Below are 17,339 nucleotides of genomic sequence, written 5' to 3' on the forward strand. Positions count from 1 at the left end.
GCCGCCTGGACGAGACCGACATAGCCAATCCCAAACACCGTCAAATTCATTCGGTTCTATTCCTGTCAAAGGCCGGGGATGTCGCCGGCCGGCGGCCGATACACGTACCAGGGGCCACCGACCAGAGCGGCCCGACAGTCCGCCGTTTTGGGGTGGATCGGAGTGAACCGCCGGGCCTAACCGACCTTGCGAAGGTCGGCTGGAAACTCCCATATCAGGTGCGGCTAATGGTATCGCCCTTTGAACGAAGGACGTGGGTTAGCTATTTCGCTGCTCGGGGTGTCACCATCAGGCTTTCGTGGGGAAGAAAGCCACTTCTGACAGCACGCTAAACTGCGGTTCCGGCACGGCCCGTTCGTCTTGGATGGCATGGGACTGATCGATCGAGGCAGGCCCGCGATGGCTGGGATATCCTTGAAACTTCTTTCAGCGGGTGTCATGGCGCCACCGTGGTAACGGCGACCAACGCGGAACCGCGAGAGGTGGACGCATTGCCCTGTGGCTCGGCAGCCGTCGTTTGGGTGACCGTGACCGCCGGGCCTAACCAGCCGTTGTGACACAGCTGGCTAGGTGAAGGCAGATCAGTATCTGCTAAATCTACGCCGTACGAACGGATGAAGATCTGGAGCCGCTCACTGGCAGCAGAGCAGGCACTATTACGGCGAACGATCAGACGCCGGCGGCCCAATCCCCATCCGCAGGTCGGCAGGATACGCGAGGTCGTTCGCCGGACCGGGCGGACTCGGCAGGGTGGCCGCGCGGCTCGACGGTTTGTCAGCTTCGTTCGCCGGAGCCTCGCATCTCCTCGATCTCTTCCGGCTCTTTGTCGTCCACTTCGGCGATCTCGTTCCGAGCCTCATCGTTCGCCTTGATCAACTCATCGAGTTTCGCCTGGAGGGCTTGAGTGTCGCGATGCTCGGCCCTTTGGATAAGCAGCGTCATTGCCTAGGTGATCAGCGTCGCCGCGCCGTGCCAGTCAAGCGTTTCCCGTTCAAAGACAAGCCAACAAACAGTGTAGCCGCCCAGAATCAAAAAGGCCGCTGGCCGGGACGTCAACGTGCCGACCTTGGTCAGCGCTTCTCGAAGCTGCAATGTCGCCATGCCTGCGAACGACTGAGAGCAATGCCGGTTCCCGCCAGGCGGTTGGCGACGCGAGGTGCGGCGCTCCCTGCGCGTCGCCGAGCCAGGGCAGGCTTACTTGTTAAGTCCGTTGGCCATGTCCAGGTGGTGCTGCAGATGCGGCAATGTCGTTCCTGCCCATGCCTTCAGATCGGCCTGTTCGCCACCCTCGCTGTAGCGCTTGAAGAGATCGACCGCATCCTTGTGCGCATCGACCTGATCGGAGTGGTACTGCTTGGTGAAGTCATTGCCCTGCAGCGCCTTCAGATCGTTGAGGGTCGACTGCTGCTTGTCGGTCATGGCCGTCGGAAGCGTGGCTTTCACCTTCCCGCTGGTCACGAGGCCCTTCAGATCGGCGGTGGTCTTCTCGTGGTCGGCGACCATCTGCTTGGCAAAGGCCTTCGTCGCATCGTCGGACCGTTCGAGCGCCAGCTTGCTGGACTCGATCTCGAACATGTCGCTGGTGGCTGCTTCGGTAACGAAATCCTGCGTCGACGGGGCAACGCCCAGAACTGAATTCACGCCGGTCTTTTCCGTGGTCGAAGTCGACTGGGCCATGGCCGGCAATGCAAGCATAACCGCTGCGACCGTCAGAGCGAACGTTTTCATTGATTTGTCTCCGTTGTGGCTTCCCAACCGAAGACAAGCTGGTTTGTTCCCGTGCACCAAACAGGCCCGTAACCCCCAGGGAGTGTTCCACGTCTCCTGATCTACGCAGAACGCCGCCTGTCATTCCGAGGTTGAGCGCTTCGGGAGCGTGGCTGTAGCGATTTTGCGTCGCCCGCCGGTAAAGCTCGTCCGCGCTGAGCGAGCTGCCATCGACCAGCTCCCTGAATCTCGCGAGATGTTCGAGCTCCCAACCGCCCATCGATCCGCGCGGCTTCCGATCAGCGGAACCTCGGTGCCACCGACCGGTTATTTCGCTGCGAGGAGAAACTCCATGAACGCGACGAAAGAATTCCTGCGCAGCTGGCTGGAGGAGAATGTCGGCAATTTGCCTGCCGACACCGAGGTCAGCGTTCCGATGCTGGCGCAGCAGTTCGAGCAAGACGCCGACGCCGCCGGCTACGGCCGCGAAGTGCGGGAGCAGGAGGTCGGCAACATCGAAGACGCCATCCAACGCGCCCTCGATAGAACCGGGAAAGAGAATGGGGAGACGGCCTCGAATTCCGATGAGGAGAATTCACTGGCACCGGTTATCGACGCCCTGGAAGATTCCGAGCCCGGCAATGAGACGCCGGACGAGGCCGAGCGTCTGCGGTGAGGGTTAGCCGCGGCGGAACAAAGGCTGACGCCAAAGGTTTGGCTCCCGATTCATCCACGGCAGCCATGCGGTCGAACAGAGAACACGATGACAAAGTCCCCCGGAAAAAGTGATCCTGCCGCGTCCGGATCAAGCGGTCAGGCGAAGCGGCAAACAGAGACATTGCCGGAGCAAGACCCCGCGGAAGGATCGCGCAAGACAGTGGATCGCGAGTTGGAACGGCAACAGCGCCCGCCTGGGGCTGAAGATCGAAAGCCCGGACGAGAGGCGCTGCGGGATCAGGTCGAGGAAGAGACCGAACTGCCTCAGAAAGGGTCGGCCTGATCGCGAACAGCGACGTGACTGCTCTCGTGACGACCAGGTCCAGGCGGAACCTGCTCCTGTTGCTTGCAGCGGCAACGGCTGGGCTGGCGCTCTACAATAATCTTCTCGCGAGACGGACATTGGCCGGACGCACGCCCGGGCGCTTCGTCCATCTCCGCGGAACCAAGCTGCATTTCCGGGAAGCGGGCCACGGGAAGCCGTTGCTGCTCCTGCACGGCAATGGCGCTTCGGCGGAGGACTTCACGACAAGCGGCATCTTCGGCAAGGCCGCTGCCAGGTATCGTGTGCTTGCCCTTGACAGACCCGGCTTCGGCCTGAGCCCACGCCCGGTAGGCAGACCTTGGACCGCCGGCGCCCAGGCCGATCTCATCCAGGCCGCGGCCGAAAAACTTGGCATTGATCGCTATGTGGTTGTCGGGCACTCATGGGGAGCCGCCGTGGCGCTCGAGATGGCGCGTCGGCATCCCCGATCCGTCGCCGGTGTTGTCGTTGTCGCTGGCTATCATTATCCGCCGCCAAGGCTGGCGCTTGCCATAGCGGCGCTGCCGGCCATCCCGCTGGTCGGGACGGTTTTGCGTCACGCCGTACTGCCTTCGTTGGTCAGGCTGAACTGGCGCTGGGCGATGGAGAAGATATTCCACCCGGCGGCCGTCGCGGCGCCTTTTGCGGCAATGACAAGGGGGCTGGCGAGCCGCCCTTCGCAGCTGCGGTCCATCTCTGCGGAGTCCTTCCTGATGCTTGCCTCGGCACTGTTCCCAAATCGTCGATATGCCGACATCGCCATTCCTGTCGGGATAATTGCCGGCGCCGGCGATCAGCTGTTCGATGCCAAGGCCGAGGCGCTACGGCTGCACGCCGAGATAGGCCACTCGCTGGTAGATATCGTCGGGGACGCCGGACATATGGTGCATCAAAGCGAACCGCAGGCGGTTCTGGCGATGATCGACAAGATTGCCGCTCTCGCGAGCGTTGCCGACCCGGCTTCTGAGGCTTCTATTCAACTCTCCCGTCCCTAAGACACGCCCGCGTCGCCTTGCGACGAGCCATCCGGTCGGGAACCGGATGGCTGCAGCAGGCCAGCGCATAAGTCCCGGATGGCTTGAGGCAGGACCTCAAATGCGTAGCCCATATGCAGTCTTTCAAGCGGCGTATGGTAATCGCGTCCCCATGGACCGATATTGATCGTCGGCAGGTTGGCGAGACCCTGTCGCATCGTCCAGCGGACGCTGTGTTTCCAGGCCGGCGTGTTGCGGGCAACGATATCGAGCGAGGACTCGGCTGCCTCGCCGAAAAAGCTCATGTCCGAGATTCCGGCGAAATAATCGGCGCAAGCGATGGTGCTGCCATAGCGCTCGGCCGAGTCGCGCGCAATTTGCGTGGCCACCGTTTTTAGTCGCGCAGCCGCCGGCGCGTCGGAAAGATTCGTCGGAAGATAGGGTATCGAGCCAAAACCGGTGACGATCGCCGGACCGGAGAGGCGGCTCAGACCCCAGGCTTCCTGCGTGACCAGCCGGCATTTCTCCGGCAGTGGAAGATCGCCGCCAGCGATCGAGGCGGAGTAGGCATCAAGCCTGTCCCTTTCGTCTGCGCCGAGGTGCTCGACCAGCGCCTCGAACCGGTAGAGCGGGACGGGATTTGCGAGATTTTCGATAGCGTCCGGAGTCTGGCTTCGGCGTTTGAGTTCGCCCAGAAGGTTCGACGCGGCTTCCGCGCAGAGCCGGTCGAAGCGGTCGAGCACCTCATCCGGTGTGCGGCGATAACTCAGCACATTGAACGTGGCGAAAGCGCTTGCCGGCGTTGTAACGTCATATCCGGCTTTTCCGTCACGGATGCCGAGCAGGCTCGGTGGCGTGCCGGCCGAGGAACCGCAATCCTCGGTGAGTTCGGTCGCCCATTCGACATGCGCGGCGATGGAAGAGGCGAGTGCCGCCGCGTTGATGCCGTTCAGCGGGAAACCGCTATGTGTCGGAACGCCAGCCACATAAGCGCTCGGAAGCAGTTTGCCGACTGTCCCGAGCGCGATGATGCGCCCTTTCGAGCCGTCGCCGTCATCGGCAATCGCGTCGAGATTGACTGCCGCGACAAGGTCGAGGCCGTGCTGCTCATAGATGCCGGGCAACGATGGGGCTGCCTTGCGGGCGCCGGCCGAATTGTTCTCTTCATCCGGCACCGCGATGAACAACAGATTGCCCGCGGTGTTGGTGCTTTCGGCAAAATGCGCGCAAACCGCCAACCCGGCGGCGAGACCGGCCTTCATGTCCAGCAAGCCGCGTCCGGCCAGATACTCGCCGCTTTCCAGATCGGCGCGGGCCAGGCGGGCGGCGGGTGTATCGGCGTCCGCCAGGGAATTGCGCAAGGCGCGCGTCAAGGCTTCAGGCCGCGTGGCCAGCTCTTCCAGTTCGCCATAGTCGCGCGTTGCTACCGTATCGTAGTGACCGGTCAGAAGCACGGTCCAGCGGCCGGTCCCGCGGAGCAGCATCGCCACGCAATGCCGGCCGTCTCCAGGCTCGACCTCGATCGTCCAGATATCCGCACGGCGGAAGGCGGGATCTTCCCGCAACCGCGCCGCCAGCCATGGACCGAACGCGGCCTCGCCCTGCGTGCCGGTGACGCTCTTCTGTTCGGTGAGCGCGATTGCCCAGCTTCTGGCGCGCTCAGGCAATGTCTTGGCAAGCTCGCGGTTCATGATCGTTCCGACAAAGTTGAAACTCGCGAAGCTATGTCCGGGAATGGAAACCGGCCAGCTTCGATGCTCCGGATCCCGAGCACCGAGGAACTTTCCCGTTGCTGTGAGCTTTATCATCGTGATTTCAAGCGATTGCAATGAGGGGAAGATGTTGCGCACCGTTGCCTGGCAGAGCTGGACCTTTCTGCCCGTATTGGCGCTGGCGGTTGCCTCCTGCTCCTCGTCCGAAACCGTGGACCAGCAATCGAAGCTTGCAGCCTCGACGGCCCAGGCGGCGGTGCTGGTGAACGATGCCTGGCTCGCCGGCGCCGCGCCCTCACGCTACGCCTCCTCTGCCTTGCAATCCTTTGCCGAGACGCTCGCCGACGCCGGCCGGCAGGTGGAATCGGCGTCTCCGTCCGACAAGGCAAAGCGGGATGCGGTGGCAGAGGCTCTCAGCCGATTGTCGGACGCGGCAAAGCGGGCCAAGAGCGCGGTCGAGGCCGAACAGCATGCACAGGCCGGCCAGGCGCAACAGGAGCTTCGCGCCGCGCAAGGCGACCTCGCCACCGCCTATCGACAATATTTCTCGCCGGGCCGATGAAGAAGCTGCTCGAGATCTCGCTCGGTGTCGTCACCAGCGTGGGCGGCTTCCTGGAGGTCGGGTCGATGGCGACGGCGGCACAGGCCGGCGCGCTGTTCGGCTTCCAGCTCATCTGGGCGGTGGTGCTCGGCACGATCTGCATCATCTTCCTGGTCGAAATGGCGGGCCGCTTCGCTGCGGTCAGTCATCACACCATCGCTGACGGCATCCGCGAACGGTTCGGCTTCAACGCGTTCATCTGGCCGCTGCTTGCGACCTTGCTGGTCAACTTTCTGGTGCTTTCCGCCGAGATCGGCGGTGTTGCCATTGCCGCCGAGCTTGCAACGGGGATCAGCTTTCAATGGTGGGCCTTGCCGGCCGCATTCCTGGCGTGGCTGCTGCTGTGGAAAGGCACGTTCGGTCTCATCGAGAAGGGGGTGTCGACGCTTGGTCTCGTCACTCTCTGCTTCGTCGTCGCTGCCGTGATGCTCCGGCCCGAATGGAAAGAGGTGGCTGTTGGCACCGTGCCCAGCCTGCCGCACCATGACACGGCAAAATACTGGTTCATGGCCGTCAGCATTCTCGGCGCCTCGATCTCGCCTTACCTCTTCATGTTCTATTCCTCGGGCGCGATTGAGGATCAGTGGGACAAGAGCTATCTCGGCACCAATCGGGCGATTGCCGGACTAGGCATGAGTTTTGGTGGCACGATCTCCGTGGGCGTTCTGATTGTGGCCGCGCTCGTGCTTGGCGCTCATGGCATTACCGAAGTGGACGACTACAACCAGCTGCCATTGATGCTGATCCCGATATTCGGCTTCTGGGGCTTCGTCCTTTTCGTCGCTTCGCTGGCAATCGCCTGCTTTGGCGCGGCGCTGGAACTGGCTTTGCAGCAGGCCTATCTCGTCGCACAAGGGTTCGGCTGGACCTGGGGAGAGGATCTCAAGCCGCGCGACGATCCCGGTTTTAGTCTGGTCTACACGCTGACGCTCTTCCTCGCCGCCGTTCCGATAGCACTCGGTCTCGATCCGCTGAAGCTCACCATCTTCTCGATGGCGCTGACGGCGGCCAGCCTGCCGCTGACAGTCGTGCCATTCCTTTTCCTGCTGAATGACGACCGCTATGTCGGCGAGCATCGCAACGGCCTGGTTTCCAATGCGGCTGTGATCTTCGTCATCGCGCTCGGCTTCGTGCTGGCCGTGGTGACCATTCCGCTGCAGATATTCGGAGGCACCTGATGCAGCTGCTGCGCGATATTCTGGACAAGCAGGTTGTCGATCGCGAGCAGGTCAAGATCGGCAAGGTGGACAGCATCGTCGCCGAGCTGAGGCCGGGCAAGCCGCCCAGGGTCATCGCCATTGAACTTGGCTCGATTGCGCTGGCGCGACGGCTTGGCCCGGCGCCCGGACGATGGACCGCCCGGCTTGCGGCAAGACTGAGCGGCAAGCGGCAGGCACATCCGCATCGGATCGCGTGGAACAAGGTGCGCGATATCGGCGTCGACATCGAATTCGACATCGATGTGCGCCGGACCAGGATCTTCGCCTGGCAGGAATGGCTGCGCGAACATGTGGTCGGGCGAATCCCGGGAGCGTGAGCATGGCGACAGTGCACCTCGATCACCTTGCCGGCAGGCGCGTGTTCTCCAAGCAGGGCAGGAGCATCGGCTATATCGAGGAGATCATCGCCGAACAGGACGGCGGCGACCTTGTCGTTACCGAATTCCATGTCGGGATCTTCGCCGCGTTCGAGCGCTTGTCGGCTTCGACCATCGGCACTGCACTGCTCGACCTCTTCGCGCTGCGACGTCGCGAAGGCCTCTATCGCATCCCCTGGGAGAAGATCGATGTTTCCGATCCGGCGCGCCCCAGGCTGCTCTGCCCCGACGAGGAGCTTGCCGCCTTGAAGGCGCAGCCCAAGGGCAAATGACAAGTCGCTAAAAAGCTGCCCATGCGGGGGAACATAGCAGTCGGCGCGAAGTTCGGAGTGGCATCGAGGAGGCTGCGCCATGAACAGTGTCATCTATCTCATCGGTCTGATCGTCGTTGTGCTCGCGGTGCTTTCCTTCCTCGGTTTTCACTAGGAGGCACCATGCAGCGCGAGAACGATCGGGGCCGCGAGCCCCCCGACTTCGCCAAGGCGAAGGACGAAGTTTCCGACAGGATCCAGCAAGAAACCCAAAGCGCCGGCGAAGCGCTGCACGATGCCCGCGACGAGGTCGCCCGCAGGGCCGGTGCGTATGCGGGCGAAGCCCAGCAGGCTGTCGCGGAAAAGACCGGGCAGGCGCAGCGCGATATCGGATCGAGCCTGTCGGCTTTCGGCGGCGCCCTGCGCGCCGCGAGCGATCACCTGGCCGACAGCGACCAGAGCGCGGCCTCGAAATTCATGCAGGATGCCGCGAACGGACTGGAGCGGCTGTCCTCCTCGTTGAAGGAGAAGCCGTTCGGGCAGGTGCTTGAAGACGTTCAGTCCTTTGGCCGCCAGAATCCTGGAGCGCTTCTTGCCGGTTCAGTCTTGGCGGGATTGGCGCTTGGCCGCTTCATTAAGGCCTCGCCGCCCGGCACGCGCCGTCCGACGCCGGGCGCAGCCTCGCGCGAACATCCCCGCCAAACCGGCATGGCAACGAGCGCCGGCCGGGATCAATCCCGAGCCAACTGGGGTTCCGACGGCGGCATACCGGGCAAGGCAGCGGAGCTGAAGAAATGAGCACTCAAGATAATCCAAGTCTCGGCACATTGGTCGCCGATCTGGCGCAACAGGTGAGCACGCTCGTGCAAACGGAGGCGAGGCTCCTAAGAGCGGAGATCTCGGAGAATGCGACAAAGGCCGGCGCAGGCGCCGTCGAGGTGCTGGGCGGTGCGATATGCCTGCTCGCAGCGTTGCTGGTTTTGTTGCAGGCGCTCGTCATCGCCCTGGCCCGCCTCGGTCTGGGCGCCGGGTGGTCCGCTTTGCTCGTGGGCGTGGTGGTGGCCGTGCTTGGCGTGATCCTGTTGCGGACCGGCATGGCGAGCATGGCGCCTTCCGAGCTCGCGCCGGACCGCACCCAGGAACAGCTCAAGCGTGACGTGAACGTGATCAAGGAACAAGCGAGATGACAGAGAGATCCGCAGCCGAGCTCGAACGCGAGGCGGAAGCTACGCGCGCAAGGGTGGTGGCGACCGCCGACTCCATTCGCGACAAGATGACCCCCGGGCAGCTCTTCGACGAGTTTACCGGGCTTTTCAGGGGCGGCGCTGGCTCCGACATGCTTCACAACCTGAAGACCCAGGTACGGGACAATCCGTTGCCGCTGACGGTGATCGGCGCGGGCCTGGCCTGGCTGATGTTGGGCAGCGGCACTTCCGCCACCTCGGCCGGTACCGATGGTGCGACGCGGCGCGGTCCTGGCCTTGACCATGGAGCGTTCGGCGCTGGAATGGCTTCGAGCGCGTCGGATGCGGCAGGCTCTGTTGCCGACGCCGCCAGCGGCGCGGCCGGAACTGTTTCGGGAATGGCAAGCGAAGCAGCCGGCACGGTGTCGGACATGGCGACCAGTGCGGCGGAGAAACTCGCGAGCTCGGCGGCGGCTACGGCCGATTTGGCGACGAGCGCCGGCCGTTCGGCGCACAATCTGCTTCAGGACCAGCCTCTCGCTGCGGCCGCCGTAGGCCTCGCTATCGGAGCTGCGATCGGCGCCATGCTGCCCCACACGGAGCTCGAGGACGAGCGATTGGGTGCTTATCGCGAGAGGCTTCGGGAACGTGCCGAAGAGACTTTGGAAGAAGGCCTCGAAGCTGCAAAGCAAGTCGCGGCCGAAGCCTACCAGACGGCGAGCGACGAAGCCGGACGGCAGGCCTCGAGCGAGGGCACGCTGGCCGACAAGGTCGGCGGCGTCGTCAAAGCCGCGGCCGACAAGACCGACGAATCGATGCGGGAGAAACTCTCCGGGTCCGACCCGTCGTCGTCCCGGAAATCGTAGACGCTTTTCAAAACGTTCAAGGAACAATGCGCGCCGCCCTCGGTTCGGGCGCCAAACTGATGGAGATACCGCAATGGCTGAATCGCGCGAATGGGTTGTCCAATGGCTGAGGGACGCTCACGCAATGGAGGAACAGGCCGAGACGATGCTGTCGGGCCAATTGAGTCGGATAGACAGTTACCCCGAACTCAGCGAACGAATTCGCAGTCATCTGGAAGAAACGAAAGAGCAGGCCAGACGTCTGAAGGCCTGTCTGGATGGTCTTGACGAAGGGTCCTCCATGTTGAAGGACGCAGGCGGCAAGCTGACCGCAACCGCGCAGTCGATCAGCGGCGTCTTCGCCGGCGACGAGGTCATGAAGGGCTCTCTAGCGAGCTACACGTTCGAGCATATGGAAATCGCGTCCTATACGATCCTCATCGCCGCGGCCAATGCCGCAGGCGAGACCGAGATTGCCCGCGTGTGCGAACAGAACCTGCGCGAAGAGGAAGCCATGGCCGAGTGGCTGAAGGACCACCTTCCGCAGGTCACCCAGACGTTTCTGACGCGTGCGGAGGCAGACAGCGACAGCGCCAAGCGCTGAGACGGCGATTAGAGCAATTCCGGGAAAAGTGTGAGCGGTTTACCGCGTCGGAATTGCGTAAAAAAAGGCTCTGGAGCATTTCACCGTTTCCGCGAACGGTGAAATGCTCCAGAGCGGTTCACTGTTTCACGGAATCGGCGAACCACCTCATTTCTTGTTTTGACCCAATTCCGGGCGGAAGCGCGGACGAGCGGCCTGTCTGCCTGTTTTGTCATTCTCATCCTGGAACCGCGATGATCCTGCGCGCGGCTCGGTCCCTTGCTGATCATCTCAGCCCGTATAGATAGGCCGCGATATCGCGCGCCTGCTGCTCGGTGATTCTCGTCGACGGCATGGCGGTGTGCGGGTTGATTTCCCTTGCCGAGCGGATCCAGCGGATCAGGTTTTCCGGATTGTTCGCCAGCACGCCGCCGATATAGACGCGGCCGGCGAGGCTGCCGTCGAGGCGCGGCCCGACCTGGCCTTGCGCGCCCGGCACGCCGGGAATCGTATGGCAGCCGGAACAGCCATTCGCGGTCATGATCGGAATGGCCCGCGCGCCCACGCCTCCGGTCGCCACATCCGACTCGTGCCGGACGCGATCGCGCCGGTTGGTCCATAAGGCCGCCGCGGTGCCGACCGCGGCGAGCAGCAGGATCGCGGCAACGGCGCCCCCGATAAGCCTAGCCAGGTCGGAGCGCATGCGTTTCCTCCCTGGTTCCGCTGTTGCTTATCCAGAGGCCGGCGAGCAGCAAGGCTGCTCCGCCATAGATGAGCCCGGCCGGAACCCACATCACCAGCCCGGCGAGCTGCTGGTCCTCGATGGGGCTCAGGCCCCAGAGCGCGGCGCCGGACGCATTCGCCGGATACCAGAGTTTGGGCGATACCAGCAGCAGCACCCCGAGCAGGCCCGTATGCAGCGATGTGAAGAAAAGATGCATGACGGAGCTGCCATAGGTTTGCTGTCGGCCAGAGCGCGGCAGAAGCGCCCACCAGAACAGCAAGGCAGTGCCGAGGAAGCTCGCATGTTGCGCATAATGCAGCACGCCCTGCTGCAGGGCTGCCTCGAACAGCGCCGGAATATGCCAGATCCAGATCGCTACTCCATGAAGCATCGTCGCGCTGAGCGGGCGAGCCGCAAACGCCCAGACCGCCTGCAGCACCTTGCCATGGGTGAGTTTTCCTGTCCCCCGCCGAAGTGTGGTGGGCAGTGCCCACATCAAGGCCGCGCCGGGGCAGGCGGCGACAAGAAGCGGCGCGGCCACGGCCATCAGCAATTCATGCTCGATCATGTGGGCTGAGAACACCCGCTCGCCGAGCGCATGGATCGGGCTCACCAGCGCTCCCGTCAATACGCCCCAGCCGGCGGCGAACAAAAGAGCCTGGCGTAGCCGCTCGGGTCGGCCCCGGCCGCTGCGGCGCCACAGCCGGCTTGCGCCGAGCGCATAAATAAGCGCGAGCGCTGCCAAGGGAAGCGTGATGGGAAACGCCAACGTCCATCCGGCTTCCGGCGCACCGGCGCCATAGCAGATCGAAGTCGAGAAGAACGCTTCGAGGCTCATCGCAGGCACTCGTCGAGGATGAGCGCGGCGCTGCCCTGCATGACGATGACGAGGGCGAACAGCAACGCCGCGAGCATGCCGAGATCGGCGACGAAACGCTCGGTGCTGCGGGTGCGCTCCGGCTTGAAGGCGGCGCCGCCTTGCTGCTTCGCCCGCCATGACAGCGCGCCGCCGAGCAGCGAAAATATCGCAAGCAACAGCGCCACTGGGAGCACGACCTGCACCTGCCGATTGCACTGCCAGTGCACAAGCGCATAGTTCAGCTGCGTCGAGATTGCCCAGGCCAATGGCCCCGACAACAAACCACCCCAGGACGTGCCTAGCCGCAGCGCGCGCATTTAGCCCAACCTCGGTATCCAGTAGATGAGCAGGTAGATCGGGATCCAGGTGAGGACCACGAAGTCCCAGTAGAAAACATTGTCGCCGACATCGCCGAAGCGCCGGCCGCTATAGCCATGGTGCGTAAACATCAGCACCGTCAGAACGATTGTGTCGCCGACATCGGTGATCAGATGCGTGGTGTGGAGACCGAGCAGCACCCAGAGCATCGAGCCGTAGGCGTTCGTGTCCCAATAGATGTTCAGCGCCGGAAACTCGAACCAGCGCACGATGAGCGGTGCGACGCCGAGCAGCGACATCACCACCATGCCGATCCGCACGGGCCCGATCGCACATTCCTTGGCGTAGCGGTTGAGCATATGGTTCGGCACCAGGCTGACGATGAGAAGCAGCGTCACGATCGTTCCCGGCCAATGGTTGGGCTGCGGAGCGCTTAGCCGCCAGTTGGGCCACAACGTCGCGAGATAGAGATAGGCCCCGGCGGCCAGCGCAAAGCCCGTGCCTTCCAGCGCCATGAAGCCAAGCGTGCCCCACCAGGTCGGGCTGCGCGGCCCATGTCCGAATGTTGGGAGGCCGGAAATATCCATGGCGGGGCGCTGGTTCATTCCTCGTCCTCCGGATCGCCTTTCGGCCAGAACCAGCCGATCAGGGTAACGGCGATCGGCGCGGCGCCCCAGACGATCGCCCAGGGTGTGAAGATCGAGTAGAGGAAGGTGCCGCCCACGGAGATGGCCGCCAGCAGCGGCCAGATCGACGGCGTCGCCGATTTCTCGCGGATGTCGGGATGGGCCTCCGCCACTGTCGAGATGATCAGTTCGCGAGCATCGACGCGAAGCCCGGTCGCGACGGGTAGCGCCTCGCGTTCGGCCCAGAGCGGCTCGACATTCGTCACGACCGGGATGCGCGCGAAATTGTAGCTGGGCGGCGGCGAGGACGTCGCCCATTCCAGCGTGCCGGCGTCCCAGGGATTGTCGCCGGCCGGCGCACCCTTCAACGCGCTGTGGACGAGGTTGAAGGCAAACAGCACGAAGCTCAGGAAGAAGAGCACCGCGCCAGCGCTGATGAAGAGATTGATGTTCCCCCAGCCAAGCTCGGCCGGATAGGTGTAGACCCTGCGCGGCATCCCCCAGAGACCGACGATGTGCATGGGGAAGAAAGCTGCATTGAAGCCGATCAGGGCCAGCCAGAAATGCCAGCGCCCGAGGCGCTCGCTCATCATGCGGCCGGTGATTTTGGGGAACCAGAAATAGGCAGCTCCCAGCAGCGGAAAGACCGCGCCGCCGATCAGCACGTAATGAAAGTGAGCGACGACGAAATAGGTGTCGTGCACCTGCAGGTCGAGCGGCACGGAGGCCAGCATGACCCCGGTGAGGCCGCCGATGACGAAGATGAAGAAGAAGCCGAAGACGAACAGCAGCGGCGTGCGGATCACCGGCCTGCCGTCCCAGAGAGTCGCCAGCCAGCAGAAGATTTGAACGCCGTTGGGGATGGCGATCATCATGCTGGAGGCGGTGAAGAAGCTGGCGCCGAGCTTCGGCAGCCCAGTCGCGAACATGTGGTGGACCCAGAGGCCGAACGACAGGAAACCGACGGCGATCAGCGACAGGACCAGACCGAGATGGCCGAACACCGGGCGCCGGGCGAAGGCCGGAATGATGGCGGAGACCATGCCGGTCGCCGGCAGGAAGATGATGTAGACTTCAGGATGACCGAAGAACCAGAACAGGTGCTGGAACAGCAGCGCGTCGCCGCCCTCGGCGGGGTTGAAGATGTGCGTGCCGACGAGCCGATCGAGGATCAGGAAGGTCGAGGTGATCATCACGGCCGGCATGGCGAAGACGACGACGAAGGACGTGACCAAAAGCGACCAGACGTAGAGCGGGATCTTGTCGAGCGACATGCCGGGTGCCCGCTGTTTGAACACGGTGACGATGGTGGCGACGGCGACCGCCAGCGAGGACACTTCTGTATAGGTGATCATCTGCGCCCAGACATCGGCGCGCTTGCCTGGACCGTATTCCGGGCCGGACAGCGGCACATAGGCGAACCAGCCGACATCCGGCGCCATCGAGAGGGCGAAGGACACCCAGGCGAAGAGGCCGCCTGAGACATAGACCCAGTAGCTGAAGGCATTGAGGCGGGGGAAGGCGATGTTGCGCGTGCCGACCATCAACGGCACCAGATAGATGCCGGTCGCCTGCACAATGGGCACGGCGAACAGGAACATCATGGTAACGCCGTGCATCGTGAACAGCTGGTTGTAGAGATCCGGGCCGATCAGGCCGCGCTGCGGGCCTGAGAGCTGGATGCGCATGGCCACGGCATTGAGCCCACCCAGACATAGAAAAAGGAAGGCGGTGACCAGATAACGGCGTGCGATGACCTTATGGTCGACGCTCGACAGCGCGCCGATGATGCCGGGAGGCGTGCGCCACGTCCGCGTCAGCCAGCGATGCAGGCTGGCGTCATCCATGCCGGTGTCGCGCGGTCCGTCGCGCTCTGGTGCGACATCGCCCTTGGCGGACGCCTCGCGCTCCGGCGGCAGATCGCGTTCGCTGGTGAGATCCGCGCTGCTCATTTCAGCCCCTCGAGATAGGCGACGATGGCGTTGAGCTCATCGCCGCTGAGATCGACCACCGGCATATGCGAGCCGGGCTTCACGCCCTGCGGGTCGGCTATCCAGGCAGCGAGATTGCCGCGGCTCATCGTCAACGTTCCGGCCGCGAGCGTCTGCCGGCTGGCAACATGGGTGAGATCGGGCGCGACGGTTCCGCCCGCGGGCGTGCCGCCGATTTTGTGACACATCACACAGGGGCGTTTCAGGAAGAGATCCTCGCCGGTCTTGGCCTCGTCGTTGGAGGGCGCGGCGGCCGGCTGCAGCTGATCGTTCCACCAGGCATCGAATTTTGCGCGCGGCTCGGCGATGATGAAGGTGCCCATATTGGCATGCTGCGCACCGCAGAACTCGGCGCATTGGCCACGATAGACGCCGGGTTTATCGGCCTTGATGTCGAGCACGTTCATGCGGCCGGGAATGAGGTCGAGCTTGCCGGAAAGGCTCGGGACCCAGAAGGAATGGATAACGTCGGTCGAAGTGAGAAGAAGCCGCACCGGCTCACCGGCGGGAATATGGATCTCGTTGGCCGTGGTCAGGATGCGGCTCGGCGTGGCGTCTTCGTAGCGCACCTCCCACCACCATTGATGGCCCGTGACGCGAATGGTCAGCGCGGCGTCCGAGCCGATCGCGGCAAGCGTCCTGTTGGCGAAGAAGCTCAGCAAGGTCAGCCCGACCAGGATCACGGCGGTCAGCCCGACGGCGGTCATCACCACGCGCAGCTTCCGATTGTCCGCGCCCGCGTCAAGTACAAGCGGCTCTAGGCGTTCTCGCGATCGCATCATCAGCGGCACGGCAAGGGCGGCCATCACCAGCACCCATACCACTGCGCAGAGCCCGGTGAAGAACCAGATCAGCCATGCCAGCTCGCTCGCTGCCGGGCCCTTCGGGTCGAGCGCCGATTGCCAGCCCGCGCATCCCTGAAGAAACAGGGCGATTGCCGTGGCGAACGCAATCGAGGCCAAGCGTTTCACGGCGACTTCCCCAGCGTGGCGGCATCCGGCATGCGGTTTTCCGAGGGATGCACCATCATGTCGTCATTGCGGGAAGGCGCGGCGGAGGACGGCGCGTTGCCGCTCAGCGAGCGAACGAAGGCCGCAAGCTCCCAGATCTGGTCGTCCGGGATCTTGTCGCGGAAGCTCGGCATGCCGTTCGGACGGCCGTCGCGGATCGTGGCATGGATGCTTTCCATCGAGCTGCCATAGATCCACTTTTCGTCCATCAGCGCAGGGCCCATGCCGCCGCCGCCATTGGCATGGCACCCCGAACAGTTGAACCAGCCGAACAGGCGCTTGCCCTCGCTCAGATGAAAGGCATTGGCCTCGAAGCTCGCCGCCTTGTTGTCTGTGGGGGAAGGCCGTTGCCCGCCGGGTTCCAGAGTCGTCACCGGCGTCGGCTGCTCGCCGGAGCCGAGCGCCGATTGCGGGCGCGTGTCCCGCTCCTCGCGCTGGCATGCCGCCAGCGCTAAGATCGCCAAGAGAAGCGTGGCAGCGGCCGGTTTCATTGCACCGGACTCCCGGCCATGTCGAGAAGCGGCACGCCATATTGCGTCAGGATCGCGTCGATCTCGGCCTTGTGCCTGGCGAGAGCGCTGTTCACTTCGCTGCGCAGCGCATCGTCCTCGCGCCGAACCCCCATGGAGATGTCGTACATCAGCGGCAATTGCGGCCCGTCGATGCGAGGTGAGACCGGCGTGATCCGCAGCAGCACCTTCTGCTTCTGAGCGAAATAGCCGGCGAGCGGACCCCAGACCACCGCGAGGTCGATCTCGCCGTTCGCCACCGCTTCGACAATGCGCGCCGGAGGATTGGGAGCGGAGTAATCGCCATAGACGGGGTAGCCGATGAGATGCCCGACGATGCCGCGGCGGCCAAGCGCCTGCACAGGAGGCGAGTTGGCGCCGTCGTCACCGATGAGCTGGACGCCGATACGCACGTCGCGCAGCCGCGGGTCGTTGAAGGAGGTCACGTCCGGGCTGTCCTGGCGCGTCACGAAGACATAGGAGGAGCGGTAGTAGGGCCTCGTGGTGCGCAGCATCTCGAGATTGGCCGGTGTGCCGGGCACGAGATCGCAGAGGCCCGCCTTCAGCGTGTTGCGCACGAAGCCGCGGCGTTGCGCCCACCAGGTGTAGGTCAGCTTGGCGCCGAGATCACCCGCGACAATTTCGGCGATCCTGTTTTCGAAGCCCTGACCGGCGGCATTGGAAAAGGGCAGGTTGTTCGGGTCGGCGCAGACCCTGAGCTCACGAGCACCGGCTGTCGCCGGCAAGAGCAGCAAGGCAAGCGCGCCGACGCCGAGCGCCATTCGTGGGAACGCCTTCCGGGCCACGCTGTGGATCAAGCCGAATGC

General features: G+C 63.8%; 22 protein-coding genes. 10 read left to right on the forward strand and 12 right to left on the reverse strand.

Annotated features, from left to right (window positions below):
* Positions 1-774 precede the first annotated feature (774 nt).
* The 3 genes from FJW06_RS30920 to FJW06_RS14795 all read right to left on the reverse strand — a co-directional run bounded on the left by FJW06_RS30920 (position 775) and on the right by FJW06_RS14795 (position 1,728).
* A complete protein-coding gene (locus FJW06_RS30920; RefSeq protein WP_348644037.1) occupies positions 775-942 on the reverse strand; it encodes a low affinity iron permease family protein in 168 nt (55 codons plus the stop codon).
* 3 nt (positions 943-945) lie between these two features.
* Complete coding sequence (locus FJW06_RS30925; protein ID WP_348644038.1) at positions 946-1,101, reverse strand: hypothetical protein; 156 nt, start codon at positions 1,099-1,101, stop codon at positions 946-948.
* Between the two features lie 93 nt (positions 1,102-1,194).
* Positions 1,195-1,728 (reverse strand): DUF4142 domain-containing protein, encoded by a 534-nt coding sequence (locus FJW06_RS14795; RefSeq protein WP_140752864.1) that lies wholly within the window; start codon positions 1,726-1,728, stop codon positions 1,195-1,197.
* Positions 1,729-2,059: 331 nt separating this feature from the next.
* Between FJW06_RS14795 and FJW06_RS14800 the strand changes: the two genes are divergently transcribed.
* Both FJW06_RS14800 and FJW06_RS14805 read left to right on the forward strand, forming a co-directional pair.
* Complete coding sequence (locus FJW06_RS14800) at positions 2,060-2,383, forward strand: DUF768 domain-containing protein (RefSeq protein WP_140752866.1); 324 nt, start codon at positions 2,060-2,062, stop codon at positions 2,381-2,383.
* 350 nt (positions 2,384-2,733) lie between these two features.
* On the forward strand, positions 2,734-3,723 hold the full coding sequence (locus FJW06_RS14805) for an alpha/beta hydrolase (protein ID WP_140752868.1): 990 nt from the start codon (positions 2,734-2,736) through the stop codon (positions 3,721-3,723).
* On the opposite strand, the gene FJW06_RS14810 is transcribed toward FJW06_RS14805, so the two are convergent.
* Positions 3,720-5,393, reverse strand: coding sequence for a M20/M25/M40 family metallo-hydrolase (locus FJW06_RS14810; RefSeq protein ID WP_140752870.1), 1,674 nt, complete (start codon positions 5,391-5,393; stop codon positions 3,720-3,722). The genes FJW06_RS14805 and FJW06_RS14810 overlap by 4 nt on opposite strands.
* Between FJW06_RS14810 and FJW06_RS14815 the strand changes: the two genes are divergently transcribed.
* The 8 genes from FJW06_RS14815 to FJW06_RS14850 all read left to right on the forward strand — a co-directional run bounded on the left by FJW06_RS14815 (position 5,392) and on the right by FJW06_RS14850 (position 10,496).
* Positions 5,392-5,976 carry a hypothetical protein gene (locus tag FJW06_RS14815; protein ID WP_140752872.1) on the forward strand — a complete coding sequence of 195 codons (585 nt, stop codon included), beginning with the start codon at positions 5,392-5,394 and terminating at the stop codon, positions 5,974-5,976. The genes FJW06_RS14810 and FJW06_RS14815 overlap by 2 nt on opposite strands.
* A complete protein-coding gene (locus FJW06_RS14820) occupies positions 5,973-7,193 on the forward strand; it encodes a divalent metal cation transporter (protein WP_140752874.1) in 1,221 nt (406 codons plus the stop codon). The genes FJW06_RS14815 and FJW06_RS14820 overlap by 4 nt, the downstream gene beginning before the upstream one ends.
* The gene (locus FJW06_RS14825) at positions 7,193-7,552 is read left to right on the forward strand and encodes a hypothetical protein (RefSeq protein WP_140752876.1); all 360 of its coding nucleotides are present in this window, start codon (positions 7,193-7,195) and stop codon (positions 7,550-7,552) included. Before FJW06_RS14820 ends, FJW06_RS14825 begins: the two co-directional genes overlap by 1 nt.
* 2 nt (positions 7,553-7,554) lie before the next feature.
* Positions 7,555-7,884, forward strand: coding sequence for a hypothetical protein (locus FJW06_RS14830; RefSeq protein WP_140752878.1), 330 nt, complete (start codon positions 7,555-7,557; stop codon positions 7,882-7,884).
* 162 nt (positions 7,885-8,046) lie between these two features.
* Positions 8,047-8,661 carry a hypothetical protein gene (locus FJW06_RS14835; protein WP_181178300.1) on the forward strand — a complete coding sequence of 205 codons (615 nt, stop codon included), beginning with the start codon at positions 8,047-8,049 and terminating at the stop codon, positions 8,659-8,661.
* Complete coding sequence (locus FJW06_RS14840; protein ID WP_040990438.1) at positions 8,658-9,050, forward strand: phage holin family protein; 393 nt, start codon at positions 8,658-8,660, stop codon at positions 9,048-9,050. Before FJW06_RS14835 ends, FJW06_RS14840 begins: the two co-directional genes overlap by 4 nt.
* A 56-nt stretch (positions 9,051-9,106) precedes the next feature.
* On the forward strand, positions 9,107-9,913 hold the full coding sequence (locus tag FJW06_RS14845) for a hypothetical protein (RefSeq protein ID WP_246674614.1): 807 nt from the start codon (positions 9,107-9,109) through the stop codon (positions 9,911-9,913).
* 73 nt (positions 9,914-9,986) lie between these two features.
* Positions 9,987-10,496, forward strand: a complete 510-nt coding sequence (locus tag FJW06_RS14850; protein ID WP_140752882.1) for a DUF892 family protein — start codon at positions 9,987-9,989, stop codon at positions 10,494-10,496.
* Between the two features lie 265 nt (positions 10,497-10,761).
* On the opposite strand, the gene FJW06_RS14855 is transcribed toward FJW06_RS14850, so the two are convergent.
* From FJW06_RS14855 to FJW06_RS14890, 8 genes are read right to left on the reverse strand one after another with little or no spacing between them, the layout of a single operon-like run.
* Positions 10,762-11,178 (reverse strand): c-type cytochrome, encoded by a 417-nt coding sequence (locus FJW06_RS14855; protein WP_140752884.1) that lies wholly within the window; start codon positions 11,176-11,178, stop codon positions 10,762-10,764.
* Positions 11,159-12,037 (reverse strand): cytochrome c oxidase assembly protein, encoded by an 879-nt coding sequence (locus tag FJW06_RS14860; RefSeq protein ID WP_140752886.1) that lies wholly within the window; start codon positions 12,035-12,037, stop codon positions 11,159-11,161. Before FJW06_RS14860 ends, FJW06_RS14855 begins: the two co-directional genes overlap by 20 nt.
* Positions 12,034-12,375 (reverse strand): hypothetical protein, encoded by a 342-nt coding sequence (locus tag FJW06_RS14865; RefSeq protein ID WP_140752888.1) that lies wholly within the window; start codon positions 12,373-12,375, stop codon positions 12,034-12,036. The genes FJW06_RS14860 and FJW06_RS14865 overlap by 4 nt, the downstream gene beginning before the upstream one ends.
* A complete protein-coding gene (locus FJW06_RS14870) occupies positions 12,376-12,981 on the reverse strand; it encodes a cytochrome c oxidase subunit 3 (protein ID WP_140752902.1) in 606 nt (201 codons plus the stop codon).
* Positions 12,978-14,954 (reverse strand): cytochrome c oxidase subunit I, encoded by a 1,977-nt coding sequence (ctaD, locus tag FJW06_RS14875; protein ID WP_140752904.1) that lies wholly within the window; start codon positions 14,952-14,954, stop codon positions 12,978-12,980. Before ctaD ends, FJW06_RS14870 begins: the two co-directional genes overlap by 4 nt.
* Positions 14,951-15,964: a cytochrome c oxidase subunit II gene (gene coxB / locus FJW06_RS14880; RefSeq protein WP_181178302.1), complete on the reverse strand. Its 1,014-nt coding sequence runs from the start codon at positions 15,962-15,964 to the stop codon at positions 14,951-14,953. The genes ctaD and coxB overlap by 4 nt, the downstream gene beginning before the upstream one ends.
* Positions 15,961-16,494, reverse strand: a complete 534-nt coding sequence (locus tag FJW06_RS14885; protein ID WP_140752906.1) for a c-type cytochrome — start codon at positions 16,492-16,494, stop codon at positions 15,961-15,963. Before FJW06_RS14885 ends, coxB begins: the two co-directional genes overlap by 4 nt.
* Entirely contained in the window at positions 16,491-17,294 is an 804-nt protein-coding gene (locus tag FJW06_RS14890) for a substrate-binding domain-containing protein (protein ID WP_181178304.1), read from the reverse strand. Before FJW06_RS14890 ends, FJW06_RS14885 begins: the two co-directional genes overlap by 4 nt.
* Positions 17,295-17,339: the final 45 nt, after the last annotated feature.

This window comes from Mesorhizobium sp. B4-1-3, assembly GCF_006439355.1.
GTDB lineage: Bacteria > Pseudomonadota > Alphaproteobacteria > Rhizobiales > Rhizobiaceae > Mesorhizobium.